This is a genomic window from Wolbachia endosymbiont (group B) of Horisme vitalbata (assembly GCF_964028625.1).
Taxonomy (GTDB): Bacteria; Pseudomonadota; Alphaproteobacteria; order Rickettsiales; family Anaplasmataceae; genus Wolbachia.
Genome location: NZ_OZ034797.1, coordinates 1,252,451 through 1,271,401, shown reverse-complemented (window position 1 = coordinate 1,271,401; position 18,951 = coordinate 1,252,451). Strand labels below are relative to the sequence as shown.

Genomic DNA, 18,951 nt, shown 5'->3' with positions numbered 1-18,951 from the left:
TTCTAGGAATTATCCTACTGAATTCTATGATATTATTTTTTGTAACATTGTTATACATTATAATGCACCCATTTGTCTAGACCATTTTTTTCAAAGTGATCCGATTTTTAAAATGAATATGTTGATAAATACGTCGACACATATTTAAAGTATTTATGAATATATTCATTTACTGTTTATGATAATAGAGATCAGCAGGAACTTTATAATGTAGAGTCTGATGTCGCCTTCTATAGTTATACCAAGCAACAAAATCGTTTATTATAAGATTCAAATCTCTGATACTATTTGGTCTATAATAATATATAGCTTCTTGCTTTAAAGTTCTCCATAAGCGCTCAACAAATATATTGTCGAAGCAACGTCCTTTATGGTCCATACTGATTTTAATATTAGCACGCTCTAATTCCATAATAAAGTTGTAGCTAGTAAACTGCACCCCTTGATCACTATTAAAAATCTCAGGTTTACCTTGTTTTAGAGCTTCTTTGAGAGTATAAAGGCAAAATCCAGCATCGAGATATGGTGATAATGAATGAGCAATAATATAGCGACTATACAAGTCCATTATTGCCACAAAATAGACAAACTTACCTTCTACCATAATATATGTTATATCAGTAGCCCATACCTGATTAACTCTACAAATAATCAAATCTTTGAGTAAATAAGGATATATTTTATGCTTTTTTTCTTTAATACTTGTATTACATCTTTTTCTACAATACAGCCCACTAATCTTCATTTTTTTCATAATTCTTAAGATTTTTTTGTGATTGACTACTACTCCACTCGCTATGATCTCAGCAGTAATTTTACGATATCCATAACGGCAATCAGAAGCCAAATATACTTCTTGAATCAAATTTCACTTTCGTTATTAATTATAGGCCTATAATATAGGCTAGATCTGCAAATCCCCAGTAAATCAGCCTGTTTCCTAATTGACAGATCAGAATCTTTTTCTATAAATCTTACTCTATCTTTTTTGCTTATTTCAGTAATTTTTTTTTCAAATAACTATTTTCCACTGTCAATTCTCCTATTACTTTATGTAAACTTTCTATTTCTTGCGCTAAGATTCTTTGTTTTCTCGCACTTTCACTTTCTTCAACAAATAGGTCTTTTAACCTTGCCAATACTCTATCACGCCAATCATATAGATTTGTTGATGGTATTTTATATTCACTACATATCTCAGCTGTGCTTCTTTGATTTTTTATTGCTTCCAAAGCTATCTTTGCTTTTAACTCTGGTTCATATTTTTTTGTTGCCATACTTTTACCCCTTTACTTTCCTACTCGGATCAACCATTTTTTTTTGGTCTAGTTTATGGGGTGCATTATATTCTATGAGAAATTCTACAGATGGTAAATGGCCTTCCTTGGCAGCATAGTAGACTGATCTGTAGTTTTAGAATTATTAATATTAGAATTATTAATAAATGATTCTTGTTGTTGCTTTTCTATTAGAAGCTTTACAATTCCTAGATATCCTTTATTGGTAGCATAATGCAAAGGAGTCCAATTGTTTTTACCTTTTGTACCAACTTCTACTCCCTTATTAAGAGAAAATTTTACAATATCGATATTTCAAAAATCAGCTGCAATATGAATAGGCTTGTTTTCGTCATTAGTTTTAGCGTTAAAACTTACACCTTTATTATTTACTAAAAATTTTGTTACTTCTAAGCTATCAAACTTAGCTGGATGGTGCACAGCCACCTTGACCAAAAAATCATCCCCCTATCGCGTTCTTATCATTATGCCTTATACGCTGTATTACACCTTCAGATATAGTCATTGCTAACCTCCAACATCCTTGCTAATAAACCCTCGCTAAAACTGCCGAAAAGACTTTATAAGTTAATATTCTAAATCTCAATATTTTATGGTGCAGGTTTTTATTTTTAAAACATTATACTTTGTGTAGGGTATAACTACACGCATCAAAGTGAAAGAAAAGCAAAATGATGAAGAAAATGAAAGTTTAAGTTTTCTTCAACGACTCAAGGAGAGAATTTATGCTTTAAAGCCTGTATTAGCAAGAGCCTTAATCACTAAATGAACAATGTCACGCAGAGTTTCATCCTCAATTTTTCTATATTCCCTCACTAGCCTTGATATTTCTTCGCTGCCTACATCGCTATGGAAGGCCTTATCATGTAAGTCTTCAGAGGCTTTGGTAAAAAAATACGACATATCAACCGATAGTACTTCTGCTAATTTATATAACCTATCAACTACAAGCCTAATCTCTCCGCTTTCATATCCTTGTACATGCTGAAATGAAATTTCAAGCTTTTTTCCTAAGTCTCTTTGACTAAAACCACACATTAGCCTTCTTTTCCTTATTCTTTCCCCTATTTGTTTATCGATAGGATGTTGTATAGTCATTTTACGTATCAGGTAATATTAACTATGTATTATCACTTTGAGAAAAAGATTTTACCAATATATAAACTGCACTACGTAACCTTTTGCTCTTAATTTCGTTATATCCTTTGACTAACTTTAGTATTTCTTCATCATAAGCTTCATGTGAGTCAGTGTGCATATCAGTAAAAAAGTTAGCAACATCTATCGATAGTGCTTTTGCTAAATCATATAATCTACTGGCCAAAACACAATTTGAACCATTTTCGTACTTTTGTATCTGTCTATACGAAACACCTATTCTCTTTCCCAATTCGGTCTGTGTCAAAGCACGATCTAACCTAAGTTGTTTTATTTTTTTACCTAATTGCACTTTTCACCTCTTATTCAAATTTACAACAAATTTTATGAAGTGGAAAAAAAGCTAGCAAAGTAATTGCTTTAATAATTTCTGCCTCTCGCTAATTAAATCGTTTGGCCTTACGTATTTTTTCTCAATTTCCCTCATCTCTTTTTCTCGTTCTGCAATGCTATTTCGTATTACTTCAGCCGAGTATCTGCTTTTGCCACTTGCAAACTCTGATCTTAATCTTCTAACCTTGTATTCGAGCTCAGCAAATCTTTCGTGTTGCTCAAGAAGTTCTATCATATGACTAATTTCAGAGTTTAGCTTTTTTTCCTCAACATCTCTTACAATAAAAGAAAGTAGAAGCTTATCTATTTGGTAATCAATATTTGGTTGAGCAGCAAATAGATCAATTATGGCTTTTACGTCAGTAGGATTTGTAACTAGTAAGTTAAAATTACTACATAAAAAACTATAGAACTTTATCGTCTTCTCAAGATAATTTTTCATATCTTGTGATAATTGCAATTCTTTGTGAATTCCTGACAGCAATATTTTCAATTCTTCCAAGTATTTCGTGTCAAAATTACTTACTTCTGTAGGTGAAAGGATCATTAGCAGCTTTTTTACAAGCTCAACATCATTTAACTTTACTGCATTATAAAGAGCTTTTTCTTTATCTTCTTTTAAATCATAAAGCTCTGATGAGTTATCTATGCTGAATAGATATTCAGTATTTCCTTGAGGAGAGTAGATTAAAATGTCCACTTCTCTTAGCGGGTGATCATCATTAAACTTTTCTAGTAACTGCTTATCGGTAGTTTCCTCTATTGCTACAACTGCTTTGCTTACCTCTTTCAACTTTGCAATATCATCTCTTGAGTTTTCAAGTATATCTTTAGCCTTGTCTAGCAGCTGCTCATATAGAACTATTTTTTCTTCATCATCAAGTAGCTGACAATGCTTTTTCAGCTTTTCAGTAGAGTAAGATAGGATATCCATTTTTTTCAATTTTACGATTACGATACCCCATTTTTGTTGAAACTGAAATAATTTTTATAGGATGTGTTTTTCTAGTGTAGATGCCCGCAAAACTTGTTATTATAATATACAGTAAATCAATAAGTCGTATAATATTAACAATTAAATAATATTTATCACGATATGATCGAATAGTAATGAAATTAAGTGAGGGTTACAATGAAAAAAATAAATGGTAAAAAATTGTCTAGTAAAATGTTAAAAGCGGTAGAGCGAATAGCAAAAGAAGGGTTATTACCTAATTTTATAAAAGCTGCTCCAACAGCAAATAAAAAGATTAGTAAATTACCTGTCTTAACATATCCTGAGGAGCTCAATCCATTTCGATCAGCTTTATGCAAGATAAGGCTAAGTGAATATGAAAATGTGAAATTAAATGAATTCTTGGAAAAAGCTATTGCAGCTGAAAATCTAGACAAATTAAGTAAAATCGTCGATGAAGCTTTGGATTTAGGAATAAGAGTAAACGCTCGCAACGAAGATGGCTTTAGCTTCACTAACGTTACAATGTTTAAGATGTATCGTGATGAATTCAAAGAAAATAAACAAGAAGATATAATCAGAAAGTTAGCCTTACATGGAGCAGATTTTAATGTACAAGTTGATAAGAAAATAGCTGAAATGTATCAAAAAGTGCAAAAAGAAATTGAGCCACAAATATATAGTAGGCTCAAGAAACTTAGGGAAGTTGGAGAAGACGCTACTATAGAAGGAACTGTTGAAGATGTAGAAATCGATAATAAGACCTTCTATATTGAATTTTCACATAGCTGCATAGTTGATGTTGCCAAAGTTGTAGAAGGTGCAAAAAATTTGGGCTTAAGAACCTGTCTTGAAAGGAGTTAATTGGCTAATTTAGTAAGCATAGAAGTAATCATATTAAATAAGATATTGTTTTTTGAAGTAAGAGGAGAATGTTCGTAATCCTTGCTCATGCGTCTAAAATTGGAAAGCCAGGCAAAGGTTCGTTCTACAATCCAACGTTTAGGAATAACTTGAAATCCTGTATGGCTTTGTTGCATAGCACTGATAGGCATGTAAATCACAGTGAATTTACGCAGCTAATTTAAATTCAGCCATACCTATATCAGTAAATTTGTTCAATAAGTAGCACTTAATTAACAGCTCTTTTTCACGATTTACCTCTGATTTATTTTTCAAGCCAAACCCAAATATTTGCTTCAACCTATAGAAAAAGACTTCAATATAAGACCGTGCTCCATACTTAACTTTTTTCTTCCATTCATTAATACCATCTTCATAATTCTCATATGACCTAATTCTACTAATATACTTGTTTCTTTCTGATAAGTAGTCAGCTAAACAAATTTTAGTATCCTTCCTAGGGCGAATAATAGGCACAATATTGTATTTTCTGCATTCTTTATACACACTTTTTATATCATAAGCCGCATCTGCTCGAATAGAACAAATGTTATATTTATCACTGACTTCTTCTAACATATCGCAGACCGGCAAATAGTCTACAGCAACACCACTAGTGTAGTTCATGCTTATTGCTTTCTTATCATTTATGTTTAAAACAACATGTAATTTTCTTACTTGACCATAACCACTGTATTTTCTTTTTCGAATATTAAGCTTACTATGCCCACCGTTATTATTGTAGATACTAACTCTAGTGCTATCTACGGCAATTTCAACATTTTCCAGATCATCTTTATTGCTTCTATGGTCATCAATCTTCAAATTAAGCTTTTTAAATCTTCTGGAAGCTTGTGTATAGCTGATAATCTTAAGTTTTTTGCCTATTTGTACCATATAACCTTTTACAAAACCTACAGCTTGTCTCAAGCCAATTCTAAAAAGATGAACTATTATGTGTATTAAAATTACAACTTTATCACTATAAGTGTTATTGCCACCTGCAACTTTTGGACTATTTTCATACCAATTTTCTATGGCTTGATTAACAAAATGAAAAACATTTCCTCTTTTTTTGAGAAACTCGTTATATTCTCTTTGGTTACTTACTCTCATTTTTTGTGGCATAAGTTGTACTTGTTTGAAAAATGCCTATTTTACAACAAAATGCGTTAGTAGCCATATATTAAAAAGCTTTTCTTCTTACAATAACCTCAACCAACACTAGCTATGCAACAAAGCCATCCTGTATCAACCAATTTCTTGGTAATCGTTAGCAAACATCCAGTTTCCAACAAACATCGATTTTGTAATTTACCTTTATACCCTTGATCAGCAAAAAACCTACGTAATGTTGGAGCTTTGCATTTAGCTTGAACAAAAAGATTGGTAGCACCATCACGGTCCTGAATGCTTGCGCTGTGTACTTCTGCAGTAATTACAAGACCTAGTGTATCTACAATAATATGACGTTTTCTACCCTTTATTTTTTTACCGGCATCATATCCTCTTGATCCCCTTTTTGAGTCGTTTTCACTGATTGACTGTCAATTATACCTACTGAAGGTGTTTCATTTTTGCCAACCATTTTTCTTACCTCTTTTACTAGCATGTCATGTATTTTTTTCAATTTTCCATTATTACGCCACCTGAGAAAATAGTCATACACCGTTTTCCATGGAGGAAAATCTTTTGGTAGCATTCTCCACTGGCAACCACCCCTCATTATGTACCTTATTGCATTAATAATTGTTCTTATGTTATGTTTTCTTGGTCGTCCTATCGCTCCTTGTGCAACATAGGGCTCTAAAATTTCCCATTCCTTGTCACTTATATCACTTGGATACAACTTACCCTCCTATTTTTTGCTTACCTCATCATACTCTTTTCTTCATTACCTTTCAAGACAGGTTCTAAGTAAAGGAGACTTAAACCTTGGCGGTAGTACCATAAAAATAGGTGATGGTGAAGTTGAGGTCAAAACTGGGAAAGACGGTAAAAGAAATTACGTAGATATATCCGATAACAGCGCTTTTACACTACCGACAATGTTGCAAAAAACATAAAAATAAAACTAGAGAAAACCATTTCTCGAAAACTTCTGTGTCCAGAACCAAGAGTCCGATTTACTTATAGCGCTAATAATCAATTAACCATCGGCTTTAAGGAATGATATGAACATATTATTTCAAGGAAAAGTCATGAGAAACAAGAGATTAGCTATCCAAATTAGCTGTAGCTATGAACCTAATCGGTTAGCAGAACAATGCTTATCAGATGCTTATGAAAAGGTAGTGTCAAAGGAAATAAGTCAAAAAAACTTAAAACATAAAAATGGGATTCAAGGAGGGTCAAATGGTAACAGTATGTTTATATGCGAGAGTTTCTTCGGGGAAACAAGTAGAAGGAAATACGATAGAAAGTCAAATTGCAGCTTTAGAGAAGCAAATTAATCTGGACGGATACAGATTGTTAAGTGAGTATAAATTTATTGATAACGGCTACAGTGGATCTCATTTAGTCCGCCCTGATTTAGAAAAATTACGTGATAAAGTAACAGAAGGTAAAATTGATAAGATTTACATTCATTCTCCTGATCGTTTATCTAGAAAATATGCATATCAAATGGTGCTGATTGAAGAATTTGAAAAAGCAGGAGCAAAAGTGGTTTTTTTAAATTATGAGATTAACGGTAACCCAGAATCTCAATTACTGTTACAAATGCAAGGTATGATAGCAGAATATGAACGTGCGAAAATTATGGAACGAAGTCGTCGTGGTAAAATCTATGCAGCTAACAAAGGCTATGTAAATGTAATGGGAGGAGCTCCTTATGGTTATCGTTATATAGATAAGCATATGGGAGGAGGACAAGCTTTATTTGAGATTAACGAAAAAGAAGCTGATGTCGTTCGTAAAGTATTTTTGTGGATAGGCAGAGAAAGAACAAGTATTGGGGAAGTATGTCGTCGGCTAAATACTATGTCCATTAAGACACAAAAAGGAAAAGAACGCTGGAATAAAGGTACAATTTGGAGTATGTTGAAAAACCCTGCTTACAAAGGACAAGCAGCTTTTGGTAGAAGAAGGTTAGGAGTAAGATTAAAGCAAGTAAGACCACAGAAAGGCTCTTGTGAGCAGCCAAAAAGTAACCACTCTGTCTATCCTGTTGAAAAAGCAAATTGGATTTATATTAAAGTGCCAAATATAGTAGATGAAGATATATTTGATATTGTTCAAGAACAATTAGCTGAAAATAGAAAAGTAGCAAGGACAAGAAAAAGAGGAGCAAAGTACTTACTACAAGGTTTAGTCATATGTAAGCGTTGTAATTACGGATGTTACGGAACTTGCATGAGAAGTAGACGAGAAGAAGAAGGTGGTCATTATGCATATTACCGTTGTAGTGGTAAAGATTCTTACCGTTTTGGTGGTAATAAGATTTGTGACAATAAACCCATTCGCTCAGATGCATTAGAAACAGCTGTGTGGGAAGAGGTTAAGCAGTTATTGAAAAATCCAAACAGGATTTTAGAAGAATACAAGCGTAGGCTTTCAGAACTAAAAAAATCATCATTGGATCAAAAAAGTGACCTGCTAGAGAAACAAGAAAATAAATTAAAACGTGGTATTGCTAGACTTATCGATAGTTATGCTCAAGAATATATCAATCAAGAGGAATTTGAACCACGAATTAAAGCAATGAAACAAAGCTTAAAAACAATTAAAGAAGAGAAGAAAAAGATATTTTATCAAAAGGAATTAGAACAGGAGGTAACTCTGGTTGTGGCCAATTTAGAAGACTTTTCTTCCAATATTACGTTAAACCTTGATAACGCAGACTGGTTAACTAAACGTGATATTATCAGAACATTGGTCAAGAGAATTGAAATTAACCTTGAGGACGTAAATGTGGTATTTCGCGTAAAAGAGCTACCGAACTCTTCTGGACATAATGGAAAGGAAAATAAAAATTTGCAACATTGTCGTAGGTGTATTTACTCCAATTACCGATGATTTAGCTGTTCGTACTGTCCTCGCTCCTGAGGTAACCTCGATAACATTTACTCCATGTAGAAACTGTTCTGTCATTTCTTTTTCCCCTTTTCAACTTTCTTGCATTTTTTGTTTACAATTATCTAGCAAAGTTTGCAGCTCTTCCTTACTTTTAGCTTCACCGATTTCCCTTTCAGCTATATCCACCAATTCTTCGCACTTGATTATTGCTTTTTTCGCTCTTTTTGCTTTTTCCTGAATTATTCTTGCCATTTCTACTACTGAAATTCCTCGGACTTTTGCTAATGGCTCTATAATTTCTGCATCTTTTTTGTCTATAGATTCTGGTGCTGCTAAAATGTTCTCTGCGGCTTTTGCTTGTATTTCGTACGACTTAGACTTCTGATGAGAATATCCTGCGTATTGGTGAGTATAGTTATCATAATAAGCATGAAGATTAGAAAGTGCAGAAAACTTCGCATTTTGTAGTAACTCCAATTCAATATCTTCTTGATTCCGCTGAGCAATTTTGCCTCCTTCTGTTAAACAATAGCTTTTTTGCCAATCAAAATCTTCTGGTGCTTCATACCAATCATTTTCAGTTGGCTTGCTTTCAAGTGTTGTTGTTTCTACTTGTTTATCATTTTCAAATCTAATGTAGATAGACATTGTTTGTTACCTCCAAATCTCATACGTGTTAGATAATCCTGGACATTGCCAAGCTTTTAGCGTTCTCTCCACATCTACTTCAAGTCCTGTAGTTAGAACATTGCTACGTATGTTATAAATCCCCCACTGAATAAATTGACCATAGTTGTGTACATAATTTGATGCAAGCATACCTTGACTAACTTGTGTTCTGGAATACAGGTAAGATGATGTGTAAAGTAATATTGCAACTGTTTTTCCTGCTGGAATCTCCACATTACCAGATCCAGCTAATTTGCTATCAGAACTCGTGTATTGGTAAACATTTTTCCACATTATTTTAGAGATTCTTGACTTACTGGAATTAGTATTATCTGGCGTTCCCACAAATAATCCTGCACCTCCATACTCCGTACTCGAATACGATGATCCAACAAATTCCATCGTTTTATTTATGTTCACATTTGTTGTATTTTTTACAAATACTACTCCAAGTGCAGCATATGGGTAATAGTATATTTGATCATAACTACCAGAAAAACTGTTTGTGTATAACTCTCCGTAAATAAATGTTCCCTTGCTTCCCTCTATAAAACTTAGTTGTCTTGGCCGATAAAAACTAACGTAATCTGTATCGTATGTATGGCTACCTGCTAGTAGTTGTAACATATAGTCAGTTTTTGTTATATCACTACTCCACTTTCCAAGCTCTGTCATAAAAGTTCCGTGGCCAAAGTAATTATTTTTTCTTCCAAGTACACCAAATAAGAAAGGTAATGCTCCAGGTTCAACCATGTTGCGCTTTCTTATTTCATTTATAAGAGACGCTTTTAACTGTTCATCCCGAGTTTTTACCTCATTAGAGATGTTTTCAATTCGAGTTTCTATTTCTCCTATAATTGATGAGCCAGGTGGTACATTATTAACAGCACGAAAATCTTCTACTAAACCTTTAAGACCATCTTTATGACTGTTACTAATGCTATTTATTGCTGCAATATTGGCATTCTTTCTCGTATCAAGTAGCGATAAATTTGTTGTCCCTTTTTCATCGATTCTCTTTAATAACTGCTTCTCTGATTCAGAGATCACTGCTAAAGAGCTAGCTTTTTTATTATCCAGATCAGTTAAGTGTTTTTTTGCACTATCAAGAAGTTCTTTTAGCTTACCATCTGTCATCTGCACAATTTCAGAAACCGCACTTTTGTCGACTATTGATTCCAATGCTTTAGCAAGATATGCTAATTGATCTGGTGTACTGTTTGCTGCTAAATCCTTAAGCCTCTTTTGTAGTGCATCAATTATCTCTTTTACCTCAGTCATCTGCACAATGTCAGCAATAGCTTTTTTATCTGCTATCAATTCCAGCGATTTTGCAAGATATGCTAGTTGATCAGGTGTGCTATTTGCTGCTAAATCCTTTATCCTTTGGTATATTGCTTCTTTCATTCCCAAAAATTCAAAAAAGTTTCAAATCTAAATCGTTTAAAATTATTTTTTAGTTGATTATGCTCATCTTCTCTTTCGGTAATATCTTCATCTATTTTTTCTATAGCTCTTCGAATACGTACTACATCTTGAACTGCAATATTTTCTGGATGAGGCAGTGGATATCCTCGTTTGGTTTGGTCAACAGTCATTATGTGACAATCACTCTGAGATTTTTTACCTTAGGGCGATAAACAACTGTTCCACTTAAAACTAATTTTACCCTAGTCTCATTGCCATTAAAGTTTGTCAGCACATGAGTTCTCTCTACCCAATTTTCTCCAATTGGTTTTCCTGATGTTAAATTTACTAATTGCCATCCTTTGACGCTTTGTTCCACATATGCTTTTACATCTGCAGTGCCAGGTATTAGCGCATCATACGTTATGGTAATTTTAGTGTTAGCTCCTGCTGTAATACTTCTTGTAACATAATCTCCAGACTCTAAAAGATTACCTAGAACTAGCTGTAACCCTGGATATAGCACTGGACTTTTTTCTTTTGACCCTTTTAAATTTGCCTTTACTGTTAACTCTCCAGATAGTCTTTCACGCAGCGCGAGCGGCAAGTTATCAGATAGAAAATTTTCTTTTCCTTCTTCATCTGTCAGAATAAATTCTACATTGGTATCAAATGCTACTTTTTCGACGTTCGTCAAAACAATTAAATCTGAAGTATTGGTTGCTGTAACTTTGCCAAGATCAATAACATGAGAATTTTCGCTAAATTTTGCAGCTAGTAGTCGAAACGTTAAATCTAAATTTTGATGTGGAGTCCAGGTGCTTGCATTGCTTGATGACAGTAATACTCCTACTTGATATGGCTGGCTTGTTACCCAACGGCTATTTACTGCATCATATTTGCCAAGTTCTGCTATTTTTACTGCAGTACCAGGATCATCAGTAAGCAGTACTATTGCATACTCCTCTCCTGCATGGCAAAACACTGGCGACCATTCTATACGTGTTGCTGTGCCATCTACTTTTATATCTTTCGGCTCAATATAGCTTTCAGCAATAACAGTCTGCGATGGCATTCCCACTGCTGTTTCTCTAATCTGCACAACAACACGTTTTTTGCCTTTATTTATAAACCATAACTCTAGACCTCCTATGTGCCTACTCTCATTTAAAGTAAATGTTTGCGCTAAAGGATCAATTCTTCTTGCTGCAATAACTCTTCTTCTCTCTTCTATGGTAATAGTTTTTTTACCAGTGTACGTTGCTTCTCCATAGCTTCCTTTATCACCATAAAACTGTACTAATTTAGTACCTGCTGGAATATTTGCTGGGATTTTTATTTTTCCACTTATTTGTCCTTGATTGTTAACTATTAACATATTTTTATGCTATAGGTTGAATAATTATTCCGTCAAATTTTATCTCTTTAAGCTTCTCACTTGGCTCAAAACCTTCAATTTCAAAATTCTGTACTGCTTCTCTCATAAATTCAGTTTCGTATGAAGTACTTGACAGCAGCTCTGTCGTTTCTTTAACATTAAATACTCTTGTTACTGGACTTTTCCAATTCGTGGTAACCTCTGTCCAGTGGTCAATGTTTTTATTTAGAGTAATTTGTGCCGGAAAAGCTTGATACGGATTAATCTTTTCTCCTTTAGTCTGTAAAAGCTGCTCCAGTACCGGTTCAAGTTTATAAGGCAAAAGATATCTTTCCCCACCTTTTTCAATATCTGCAACTTCTACATCTATTGGCAGAACTAGCTCTCTATTTACTATTGCTGCAGACTGCGAAATTCCTTGATCACGCATATCATCGTCAAAAAACGAATCAACAAATACTCCTTTTTTGGTAGTAGGTTCTCTTGAATTTGCATCACTGCGTAAACGTTCCTGTGCAACAAGAGCATAAAGATCATTTATTCCTTTTTTCATTGCTTCAAGCTCATTCATCGGTACAGCATGAATAGCATTATTCACTATTTTTACCCCTTCGCCTTTTTTCCACGTCTGATGAATGTAGCAGAGCAAAAGTTGTCCACTAGGCGCTCTAGGCATTGATGGTCGCCAAGGGTGAGAAATTCCTTTTATTCTTCTTACCACTCCTTTGCTATCGATAGTAATTAAATCAAAGCGGGGCATTTTCCAGGTGTAATCAATCAAAACCAGACTGTTATCAACTGCTCCTTTTATTTTACACCCCTCTTCACTTATATCTTCAGGACTTACATGAGTGCGACAGCGATAGGTTATTTGATAACTACTTCCAGGAGCTGGTTCTTTACCTGGTAATGACCAATCAACGTTTCCTGCGTTTAATTTGTAATCTATACTATTTTCATAAATAACATTGCCTTGTTTAACTTGAATAATCTCAAGTACTGCAGAGTCAGGTATCGGATCAATAGCTCCAGAGTATGAACCATGAGTAACAGTAATGGTTTTTTGAACAGTTATATCTACTTTTTTAATTTCACTTATTGGAAAATCATTAACCTTCAGTTCCATTACTCTGTGGCTATTTGGCTGAAAAGTATGTGGTTCTGATTCAACTGATTTTATATCCGGATCTTCATCAAAAGAAACACGAATACTGTGAGGAAGTTCAATCTCATAGCCATCAACATGAGCTTTGCCCTCATTAATCACAAATATTTTTTTTCCTCCTTCTCCCTCTTCCTTTTGCAGGAACATTACTTCAAGACCATTTACGACGTAGGAACCATTGGCTTCTTTGTCATAACGAGCAAGCGCAGTAGTTACTATATTTGCTTGTGGTGGCGGTGAATGTTCTATCAATACTCCATTTTCAATATTGTAAATTGGGTAAAATTCGCTATTTGTAGAGTTAACAGTAACACTTTCTACTTGGTATCCCCAAATGATGGAAACTTTAAGCCTTGCAGCTCCTACTTCCTGATAGTTTCTTGTACCAACAGCAGGATCACGAAGATTTGCGTCCTCAAGTTCTGTAATCGTAGATTCTAGATAATAAACACCTATACGCACTATGGTACTCAGTGGAATAACAAACTCTTTTGCCTCTACCTTTCTCACCGCTCCACGCAGATAGATTTTTCCTCCTTCAAGTGTAACTTTACCAGTTTCTCTATCTATAATACAATTGCTTCCCGTTATAACATCGCCATCACGAAATATTGCATCGCCTATGCCTTTGAGCCTCAAAAGAGCATACTCTTGAGTCTCGTTTAATTCTGCTGACTGTAGACCTCTTCCTGCAAGAAATAAGCTTTTCTCATATTCTTTGTCAGGATTAAAGCGGTTATAATAACTATTTAAGGTCATTTTGTTTCAAAAAGTTACAACAAATGAAAAAGTTTCCCGAGTTGCAGATGTTCTGATAAGTGGTACTGTATGTTCCAAAACCAATAAAATCCCATGGTCTTCTATATCTTGAGGTTCAAAATATCTCTGTCCTCTAGGTAATTCTTTTTTTACTTTAGTACCAACCATAACCCCAAGCTCCCTGATAACTTGATTTGCTGCATCCGTGAAATCGAAAGTAAATTTAAGGTACAAATTATTGGTTGGTACATTTGAGGGTTTAAACCTACCTGTGGGAGTTAGAAGCTCTCCATCATCATCACCAGTACAAAAGAGTATCTCATCAACAACACGACGTCCAACTTCCTTAATTAATGTTGCAGAAGTAATTAGTTCCGGTGGTGTGTCTTGAGTGTACTCTATAGTGATTACGCTATCTGCTATAATTGCACCATTTTCTACACGCTCAATAGTGCCTGAGCTACTATCAACTATATAATCTATGCTTGACTGATAAATTGTTTGCCCTGTATAAACTTTTACATCTTTAATAGTGTGGTAATCTAAACTTATCTTGCCGCCTGCTGCAAAAGTTTTTTCAACTTTGTAGCTGCTTTCCCAGGTAGAATCTCCAGATCCCCAAGCAAGATGTATCGGTTGCTCTTTTATGCTCGCAGCAATAGCTGCTCTGCCTGATTGTGTGAGTACTGACATAGTTGATTGTGCAGTTGATATTATGTATATACAAGATCCGTAGAAAAAACGTCCAATTTTTTTGCAATAATAGGATCAAAATCTTTCCAAGGGCGATGTAAGTGGCGATGTTCATGCCAAGTAACCATACCTAGATAGAATGCTGCTACGTAATTTTCTAGCTCATGAATGGGATCTTTCTGTTTTGAATCTGAATCATTTTTACAATCAACGTGATATTCCACTAAATTAGACTCTATTATTTTTTGATCAGTAAAATTCTTCGCTTCATAGTAATAAGTTATACTAAATCGCTCTAAAATTGGTGTACGTTGAAAATTCCAAATCTGCTCAGAAAGTTTATCTTCACTTAAGTGAAATGTATGCTCTATTTCTTCATAAGTAGTTGATGCAAAACAAGCATTGATATCCCCTAAATTCCAACTATCTGACAATACTATCAATGCTTTAGCAAACTTAATTTCTGGCAATAAACTCTGTGGTAGAGGATATAGTGCTTCTAAGTTGTACCACTCATGATTTCTTTCATATGTACCGTTGTAATTCTTCGTGTGAGGCTCTGTCTCTCCTAATGTTGCAACATCTAACCTATATAAATCATTACTGTAACTTCTATCATAATGTGATCTAAAAGTGCCAAATTTAAATCTTGGATTTCCTATTTTCAGCTCAAATGAGTTTTTTCTTCCAAACGATAATACTGGTCCTTCTTTTGCTATTTTTACACCTGAGTAGTCTGAAAGAAGATCTCCAAAAATACTTTCATCTAACATAAACCGCTGAGCATTGTAATAGTCATTGAATATTCGCATTAATCGAGATCTTACCGGTGCAGAAAGTTTTGCCAGAGCAATTACACTATCGACAAAAAAGTCATTAGGAACATCAGAGATGCCAATTTGAAATTCAGCAAAATGCTCTCCTGGTGGTTCTTCTTGAATGGTAATATTATCAATGTTTGCCCACTTCAGCGCCATCTTCAGTGACTGTGGTGTACCGCGCAAACGTTGAAATCTTATTCCGTTTTGCTTAGCTAAGACCCATTCTTTTAATGCACTCTTAGTAGCTTTCTTACCCCAGGATAAAATTTCTCCCAAGCCGTATTCCGCTACTAGCCACGGCAACATTTCAGTCTGTGGGTTAAATTTAAATCCCCGTAGAGAATTTGCATCAAAAGAATAATTAATTATGTCTGTAAGTATTTGCTCTTGCTTTGAAGCATTTGGAGGAAGTATCACCAATTTTTACCTAACACTTAAATTATTTAAAGTAACGCATTCATTATCTTGCACGACGATGTCTTCTATCGGCTCTGTAAGCTCTATATTCTGCATACCTTCTATAAAGAGGTGGGCAATAATCCATGATCTGGTAACATTCCACCCTAAACCTTTAGCAGATTCAAGATCTTTGATAAATTGTTCCTTTGCAGCTTCGATAACATCTTTGGATGCAGTAGGGTAAATATGCACTTTAGCATGAATAGTAATGGGAATAATACCACAGCCAATAACTGTAAGCGTATCTGTTAATACACGAATATCATCGCGAATAACGTGATTTCTGACGATCTCTAGCAATTCTTCTGAAGGTACTCCACCATTTTCTGTGGAAAGTATTGAAATCTGTACACTTCCTGGTATAGGTGATACCACTTGCGCATCTTTTACTCTCGTGTCAGCAGATAATGCATGATAGCGATAATGCTCCTTACTCCCTGCTGTTGACCAACCAACAATTTTGGCTTTTACCCGCTTCCTTAAGGATTCATCATTCTCTGACTCCTTTCTCAGCACACCATAAAATTCAGCCAAGTGATCAAGGTCATTACCTCTTGCAAAAGCAAGTAAATTTGCCTGTGCTGCATCATCAATCCTTTGCCTAAGCAAAAGTTCACGCCAGGCTGCTACTTCCAGTATCTTTATTGCTGGATCACTCTCAGTTAGTGCAGAAAAACTTGCATTCCGACGCACTAACTCTTCTTTCATTCGCGAAAAGATTTCCTCAAATTTTAATGTTTCGACAATATTTGGTGTTTTCATCCTACTACCTTATACTATAATACCATCAAGGCGGATCGGCTCTCCATTTGGTAGATAGGTTCCCTCTAAAATGAGAGTTACTTTACCTTCTTTTATTTCTGTTATTTGTACACGTTTAAGCTTAAATCGACGCTCCCACTTTTCTAATGCTTCTGCAACTGCTGCATAAAGTTCTTGTGCAAAACCAGGTACAATTGGATGATCAATCAGCTCAAATAACCTTGATCCGTAATCTCGGCGCATAACACGAGTGCCAATTGGCGTAGTTAAAATATCAACTATTGATTGTTTTAAATGCTCTATACCACTTATTGTTTTACCAGTTTCAGAACTCATACCACGCATATTATTTACCCTGCAAAAACGTTATCACTCCCTTCTTCTGCTATTGCTCCACAGGAAATTAGGTCACCAGTACGAGCAATGGCTTTGCCATTTACAAACACTGCTTTCGACCCTTGTGTCATTACTTTTCCTTCACTAAAATTATCTCCTTGCCTACAGACAGGTCTTCCGTTTATAAATACATCTCTGCTTCCACTTATACAAAAATGCAGCAACGCTCCTTCACAGTGATCTCCTAGGCGTATAACTGATTTATTCATTCCTTTCCCTAATTTAGATTTACTCTTTTTGCTTTTAGTTTTATTTCGCTCTTTGTTATCTCTACACTTGATTCCCCAACATTCAGTGTTATCTTGTCTACTACTTCAATCTCTAAATGATGTTTCTCTTTATCATATGTAAATCTTGTCCCATCTTGAAATTTTACATTATTTACTTCCTTTTTATTCTCTGGAGGAGGGTATTTTTCCTGATATATTGCCGGTAACACCACCCCCAAAGACAATTCTCCCAATGGTGATAATACTATTACCTGTTCATCAATATTTGGTGGTGACCAACTTTCAGCTCTATTTGTTATCCATGGAAGAAAATCTGTTACAAGTTCACCTATTTTAACTTTTACTTTAGCTTTTTCATAATCTATTTTTTCGACAATGCCTATACGGACAATGTTGGCCAATTTCCTCCGCAATTCTGAAATTGCAAAATTACTTTCCAACATTCACATCGATTAAATGAGGTTTTATTTTACTCACTTCCCAAATCGATCGCCCTACATGCAATTCGTGCGCCCAGTCTACCATCCACACTAAATATGCATCGAGCTCTGGCCTAAAATCATCTCCTCCTCCTGATATAAATTCTCCTGGTGAAACATTTTTCACGTTCCAAGTATTTTTATTTACTACTCTGGCAACCTCAGCAGCTAATGATCTGACAATAATAGGGGCATTTTCTATTGTGCTATCGATCACTATTCGTGCCTCAAATTTTGCTCTCAGCGCTAGCTCCTCTGTTCCTGGATCTTTTCCTTGCTCTAGACTTGACAATTCTATAAATACCGCTGGAGCTGCTAACTCTTTCCTTATTGCTGGATAAACCTCACAAGTTTGAATTGCTGGTATCTCTGCCTTTAGCGTATTACAGATTGCCTCATGTAAATTAGTCCAAAATGCCGTCATAAAATAACTTATGTGTAAAATATTTTTCAAATATCCTTTCAACTTCATAATTAACAAGATTTTCTATTATCCTTGAAGCCTCAGGTTCAAGTGGTAGTTTAACCTCCTGTATCGGTAGTGCTGTTCTTCCTACACGTTTAAAAATACCACGATAGCCTCTTGGCATCGTTGCCATAAATGCATCATTAAATGCTGTTCTTATTTTTGCTTGTTTTATATTTATATCATACAGATATGCTCTAATTAAAACCTTCAAAGTGCTTTTCCTTGCCTTGATAATTCTTAGTCTTTTTCTAATTACTTTTAGCCTAATTTGCTTTTCTTCACTGATTTCTCGGACAGCCTGAGATTTTAACCATAATGCCGTTTTGTTTAGCGCTCTTACCGCTGCCAATTCTATTTTGGCTTTGTTAGCATCAATGTTGTGAATAATTCTCTCAATATTTTCATTAACCTCAATGTTAAACATCCTTCTCTCCAAGTACTGTACATTTTATATTCCATACTATTCCTGAATTATCTCGCAGTGGTGGAGAATATACTTTATATTTACGGCCATCAATAACAAAAATATCTCCCACCATTGGCCTCAGAACCTGTCTTGAAAGGTAATGAAGAAAAGAGTATGATGAGGTAAGCAAAAAA

General features: G+C 34.8%; 26 protein-coding genes and 1 pseudogene. 3 read left to right on the top strand and 24 right to left on the bottom strand.

Annotation, left to right across the window (positions count from 1 at the left end):
- Positions 1 to 169: 169 nt before the first annotated feature.
- The 6 genes and pseudogenes from ABWU56_RS06215 to ABWU56_RS06190 form a co-directional block, all read right to left on the bottom strand.
- Positions 170 to 1,277, bottom strand: a pseudogene (locus ABWU56_RS06215) (IS3 family transposase).
- An 84-nt stretch (positions 1,278 to 1,361) separates the two neighbouring features.
- Positions 1,362 to 1,583 carry an ankyrin repeat domain-containing protein gene (locus ABWU56_RS06210; RefSeq protein ID WP_353278965.1) on the bottom strand — a complete coding sequence of 74 codons (222 nt, stop codon included), beginning with the start codon at positions 1,581 to 1,583 and terminating at the stop codon, positions 1,362 to 1,364.
- 9 nt (positions 1,584 to 1,592) lie between these two features.
- Positions 1,593 to 1,724 (bottom strand): ankyrin repeat domain-containing protein, encoded by a 132-nt coding sequence (locus ABWU56_RS06205; protein ID WP_007551899.1) that lies wholly within the window; start codon positions 1,722 to 1,724, stop codon positions 1,593 to 1,595.
- Positions 1,725 to 2,021: 297 nt separating this feature from the next.
- Positions 2,022 to 2,396, bottom strand: coding sequence for a helix-turn-helix domain-containing protein (locus ABWU56_RS06200; protein WP_007549999.1), 375 nt, complete (start codon positions 2,394 to 2,396; stop codon positions 2,022 to 2,024).
- A gap of 22 nt (positions 2,397 to 2,418) precedes the next feature.
- On the bottom strand, positions 2,419 to 2,748 hold the full coding sequence (locus tag ABWU56_RS06195; protein WP_007549995.1) for a helix-turn-helix domain-containing protein: 330 nt from the start codon (positions 2,746 to 2,748) through the stop codon (positions 2,419 to 2,421).
- Between the two features lie 51 nt (positions 2,749 to 2,799).
- Entirely contained in the window at positions 2,800 to 3,723 is a 924-nt protein-coding gene (locus ABWU56_RS06190) for a hypothetical protein (RefSeq protein WP_012673225.1), read from the bottom strand.
- Positions 3,724 to 3,921: 198 nt separating this feature from the next.
- Between ABWU56_RS06190 and ABWU56_RS06185 the strand changes: the two genes are divergently transcribed.
- Complete coding sequence (locus tag ABWU56_RS06185; RefSeq protein WP_353281309.1) at positions 3,922 to 4,608, top strand: hypothetical protein; 687 nt, start codon at positions 3,922 to 3,924, stop codon at positions 4,606 to 4,608.
- Here ABWU56_RS06185 and ABWU56_RS06180 read toward each other — a convergent pair.
- From ABWU56_RS06180 to ABWU56_RS06165, 4 genes are all read right to left on the bottom strand, one after another.
- A complete protein-coding gene (locus ABWU56_RS06180) occupies positions 4,605 to 4,784 on the bottom strand; it encodes a transposase (RefSeq protein WP_410542171.1) in 180 nt (59 codons plus the stop codon). The two genes, ABWU56_RS06185 and ABWU56_RS06180, sit on opposite strands and share 4 nt — an antisense overlap.
- A 31-nt stretch (positions 4,785 to 4,815) precedes the next feature.
- A complete protein-coding gene (locus tag ABWU56_RS06175) occupies positions 4,816 to 5,775 on the bottom strand; it encodes an IS5 family transposase (protein ID WP_341815149.1) in 960 nt (319 codons plus the stop codon).
- An 86-nt stretch (positions 5,776 to 5,861) separates the two neighbouring features.
- Complete coding sequence (locus tag ABWU56_RS06170) at positions 5,862 to 6,110, bottom strand: hypothetical protein (RefSeq protein ID WP_353281970.1); 249 nt, start codon at positions 6,108 to 6,110, stop codon at positions 5,862 to 5,864.
- Positions 6,111 to 6,130: 20 nt separating this feature from the next.
- Complete coding sequence (locus ABWU56_RS06165; protein WP_353281307.1) at positions 6,131 to 6,496, bottom strand: IS5 family transposase; 366 nt, start codon at positions 6,494 to 6,496, stop codon at positions 6,131 to 6,133.
- Positions 6,497 to 6,512: 16 nt separating this feature from the next.
- Here ABWU56_RS06165 and ABWU56_RS06160 point away from each other — a divergent pair, with 16 nt between their 5' ends.
- The gene (locus tag ABWU56_RS06160; protein ID WP_353281305.1) at positions 6,513 to 6,713 is read left to right on the top strand and encodes a hypothetical protein; all 201 of its coding nucleotides are present in this window, start codon (positions 6,513 to 6,515) and stop codon (positions 6,711 to 6,713) included.
- Positions 6,714 to 6,981: 268 nt separating this feature from the next.
- On the top strand, positions 6,982 to 8,664 hold the full coding sequence (locus ABWU56_RS06155) for a recombinase family protein (RefSeq protein WP_353281304.1): 1,683 nt from the start codon (positions 6,982 to 6,984) through the stop codon (positions 8,662 to 8,664).
- 90 nt (positions 8,665 to 8,754) lie between these two features.
- Here the strand turns inward: ABWU56_RS06155 and ABWU56_RS06150 are convergent, their stop codons facing one another.
- Genes ABWU56_RS06150 through ABWU56_RS06085 form a run of 14 tightly spaced genes read right to left on the bottom strand, consistent with a single transcriptional unit; the run spans position 8,755 to position 18,947 of the window.
- Entirely contained in the window at positions 8,755 to 9,312 is a 558-nt protein-coding gene (locus tag ABWU56_RS06150; protein ID WP_208571640.1) for a hypothetical protein, read from the bottom strand.
- A gap of 6 nt (positions 9,313 to 9,318) precedes the next feature.
- On the bottom strand, positions 9,319 to 10,740 hold the full coding sequence (locus ABWU56_RS06145; RefSeq protein ID WP_353281302.1) for a hypothetical protein: 1,422 nt from the start codon (positions 10,738 to 10,740) through the stop codon (positions 9,319 to 9,321).
- On the bottom strand, positions 10,737 to 10,931 hold the full coding sequence (locus ABWU56_RS06140; RefSeq protein ID WP_114517444.1) for a hypothetical protein: 195 nt from the start codon (positions 10,929 to 10,931) through the stop codon (positions 10,737 to 10,739). Before ABWU56_RS06140 ends, ABWU56_RS06145 begins: the two co-directional genes overlap by 4 nt.
- Positions 10,931 to 12,118, bottom strand: a complete 1,188-nt coding sequence (locus ABWU56_RS06135) for a hypothetical protein (protein WP_353281300.1) — start codon at positions 12,116 to 12,118, stop codon at positions 10,931 to 10,933. The genes ABWU56_RS06140 and ABWU56_RS06135 overlap by 1 nt, the downstream gene beginning before the upstream one ends.
- Positions 12,119 to 12,122: 4 nt before the next feature.
- Complete coding sequence (locus ABWU56_RS06130) at positions 12,123 to 14,042, bottom strand: DUF4815 domain-containing protein (protein ID WP_353281299.1); 1,920 nt, start codon at positions 14,040 to 14,042, stop codon at positions 12,123 to 12,125.
- A 6-nt stretch (positions 14,043 to 14,048) separates the two neighbouring features.
- On the bottom strand, positions 14,049 to 14,735 hold the full coding sequence (locus tag ABWU56_RS06125; RefSeq protein WP_353281298.1) for a hypothetical protein: 687 nt from the start codon (positions 14,733 to 14,735) through the stop codon (positions 14,049 to 14,051).
- 20 nt (positions 14,736 to 14,755) lie between these two features.
- Complete coding sequence (locus ABWU56_RS06120) at positions 14,756 to 15,973, bottom strand: phage tail protein (RefSeq protein ID WP_265028060.1); 1,218 nt, start codon at positions 15,971 to 15,973, stop codon at positions 14,756 to 14,758.
- A gap of 6 nt (positions 15,974 to 15,979) precedes the next feature.
- A complete protein-coding gene (locus ABWU56_RS06115) occupies positions 15,980 to 16,777 on the bottom strand; it encodes a baseplate J/gp47 family protein (RefSeq protein ID WP_264683015.1) in 798 nt (265 codons plus the stop codon).
- Between the two features lie 9 nt (positions 16,778 to 16,786).
- Entirely contained in the window at positions 16,787 to 17,122 is a 336-nt protein-coding gene (locus ABWU56_RS06110) for a GPW/gp25 family protein (protein WP_264683014.1), read from the bottom strand.
- 5 nt (positions 17,123 to 17,127) lie between these two features.
- Entirely contained in the window at positions 17,128 to 17,382 is a 255-nt protein-coding gene (locus ABWU56_RS06105) for a PAAR domain-containing protein (protein WP_065094333.1), read from the bottom strand.
- 8 nt (positions 17,383 to 17,390) lie between these two features.
- Complete coding sequence (locus ABWU56_RS06100; protein WP_264683012.1) at positions 17,391 to 17,846, bottom strand: phage baseplate assembly protein V; 456 nt, start codon at positions 17,844 to 17,846, stop codon at positions 17,391 to 17,393.
- Positions 17,833 to 18,306, bottom strand: a complete 474-nt coding sequence (locus ABWU56_RS06095) for a hypothetical protein (protein WP_065094331.1) — start codon at positions 18,304 to 18,306, stop codon at positions 17,833 to 17,835. Before ABWU56_RS06095 ends, ABWU56_RS06100 begins: the two co-directional genes overlap by 14 nt.
- The gene (locus ABWU56_RS06090) at positions 18,287 to 18,775 is read right to left on the bottom strand and encodes a phage tail protein (protein ID WP_264377374.1); all 489 of its coding nucleotides are present in this window, start codon (positions 18,773 to 18,775) and stop codon (positions 18,287 to 18,289) included. Before ABWU56_RS06090 ends, ABWU56_RS06095 begins: the two co-directional genes overlap by 20 nt.
- Positions 18,768 to 18,947, bottom strand: a complete 180-nt coding sequence (locus ABWU56_RS06085) for a hypothetical protein (protein ID WP_353281297.1) — start codon at positions 18,945 to 18,947, stop codon at positions 18,768 to 18,770. Before ABWU56_RS06085 ends, ABWU56_RS06090 begins: the two co-directional genes overlap by 8 nt.
- Between the last annotated feature and the right edge of the window lie 4 nt (positions 18,948 to 18,951).

Coding starts and splice junctions, on each gene's coding strand:
- ABWU56_RS06200 (WP_007549999.1), bottom strand. CDS start 2,396: ATGACTATACAACATCCTATCGATAAACAAATAGGGGAAAGAATAAGG.
- ABWU56_RS06190 (WP_012673225.1), bottom strand. CDS start 3,723: ATGGATATCCTATCTTACTCTACTGAAAAGCTGAAAAAGCATTGTCAG.
- ABWU56_RS06185 (WP_353281309.1), top strand. CDS start 3,922: ATGAAAAAAATAAATGGTAAAAAATTGTCTAGTAAAATGTTAAAAGCG.
- ABWU56_RS06180 (WP_410542171.1), bottom strand. CDS start 4,784: ATGCAACAAAGCCATACAGGATTTCAAGTTATTCCTAAACGTTGGATT.
- ABWU56_RS06175 (WP_341815149.1), bottom strand. CDS start 5,775: ATGCCACAAAAAATGAGAGTAAGTAACCAAAGAGAATATAACGAGTTT.
- ABWU56_RS06155 (WP_353281304.1), top strand. CDS start 6,982: ATGGGATTCAAGGAGGGTCAAATGGTAACAGTATGTTTATATGCGAGA.
- ABWU56_RS06150 (WP_208571640.1), bottom strand. CDS start 9,312: ATGTCTATCTACATTAGATTTGAAAATGATAAACAAGTAGAAACAACA.
- ABWU56_RS06145 (WP_353281302.1), bottom strand. CDS start 10,740: ATGAAAGAAGCAATATACCAAAGGATAAAGGATTTAGCAGCAAATAGC.
- ABWU56_RS06140 (WP_114517444.1), bottom strand. CDS start 10,931: ATGACTGTTGACCAAACCAAACGAGGATATCCACTGCCTCATCCAGAA.
- ABWU56_RS06135 (WP_353281300.1), bottom strand. CDS start 12,118: ATGTTAATAGTTAACAATCAAGGACAAATAAGTGGAAAAATAAAAATC.
- ABWU56_RS06130 (WP_353281299.1), bottom strand. CDS start 14,042: ATGACCTTAAATAGTTATTATAACCGCTTTAATCCTGACAAAGAATAT.
- ABWU56_RS06125 (WP_353281298.1), bottom strand. CDS start 14,735: ATGTCAGTACTCACACAATCAGGCAGAGCAGCTATTGCTGCGAGCATA.
- ABWU56_RS06115 (WP_264683015.1), bottom strand. CDS start 16,777: ATGAAAACACCAAATATTGTCGAAACATTAAAATTTGAGGAAATCTTT.
- ABWU56_RS06110 (WP_264683014.1), bottom strand. CDS start 17,122: ATGCGTGGTATGAGTTCTGAAACTGGTAAAACAATAAGTGGTATAGAG.
- ABWU56_RS06105 (WP_065094333.1), bottom strand. CDS start 17,382: ATGAATAAATCAGTTATACGCCTAGGAGATCACTGTGAAGGAGCGTTG.
- ABWU56_RS06100 (WP_264683012.1), bottom strand. CDS start 17,846: ATGTTGGAAAGTAATTTTGCAATTTCAGAATTGCGGAGGAAATTGGCC.
- ABWU56_RS06095 (WP_065094331.1), bottom strand. CDS start 18,306: ATGACGGCATTTTGGACTAATTTACATGAGGCAATCTGTAATACGCTA.
- ABWU56_RS06090 (WP_264377374.1), bottom strand. CDS start 18,775: ATGTTTAACATTGAGGTTAATGAAAATATTGAGAGAATTATTCACAAC.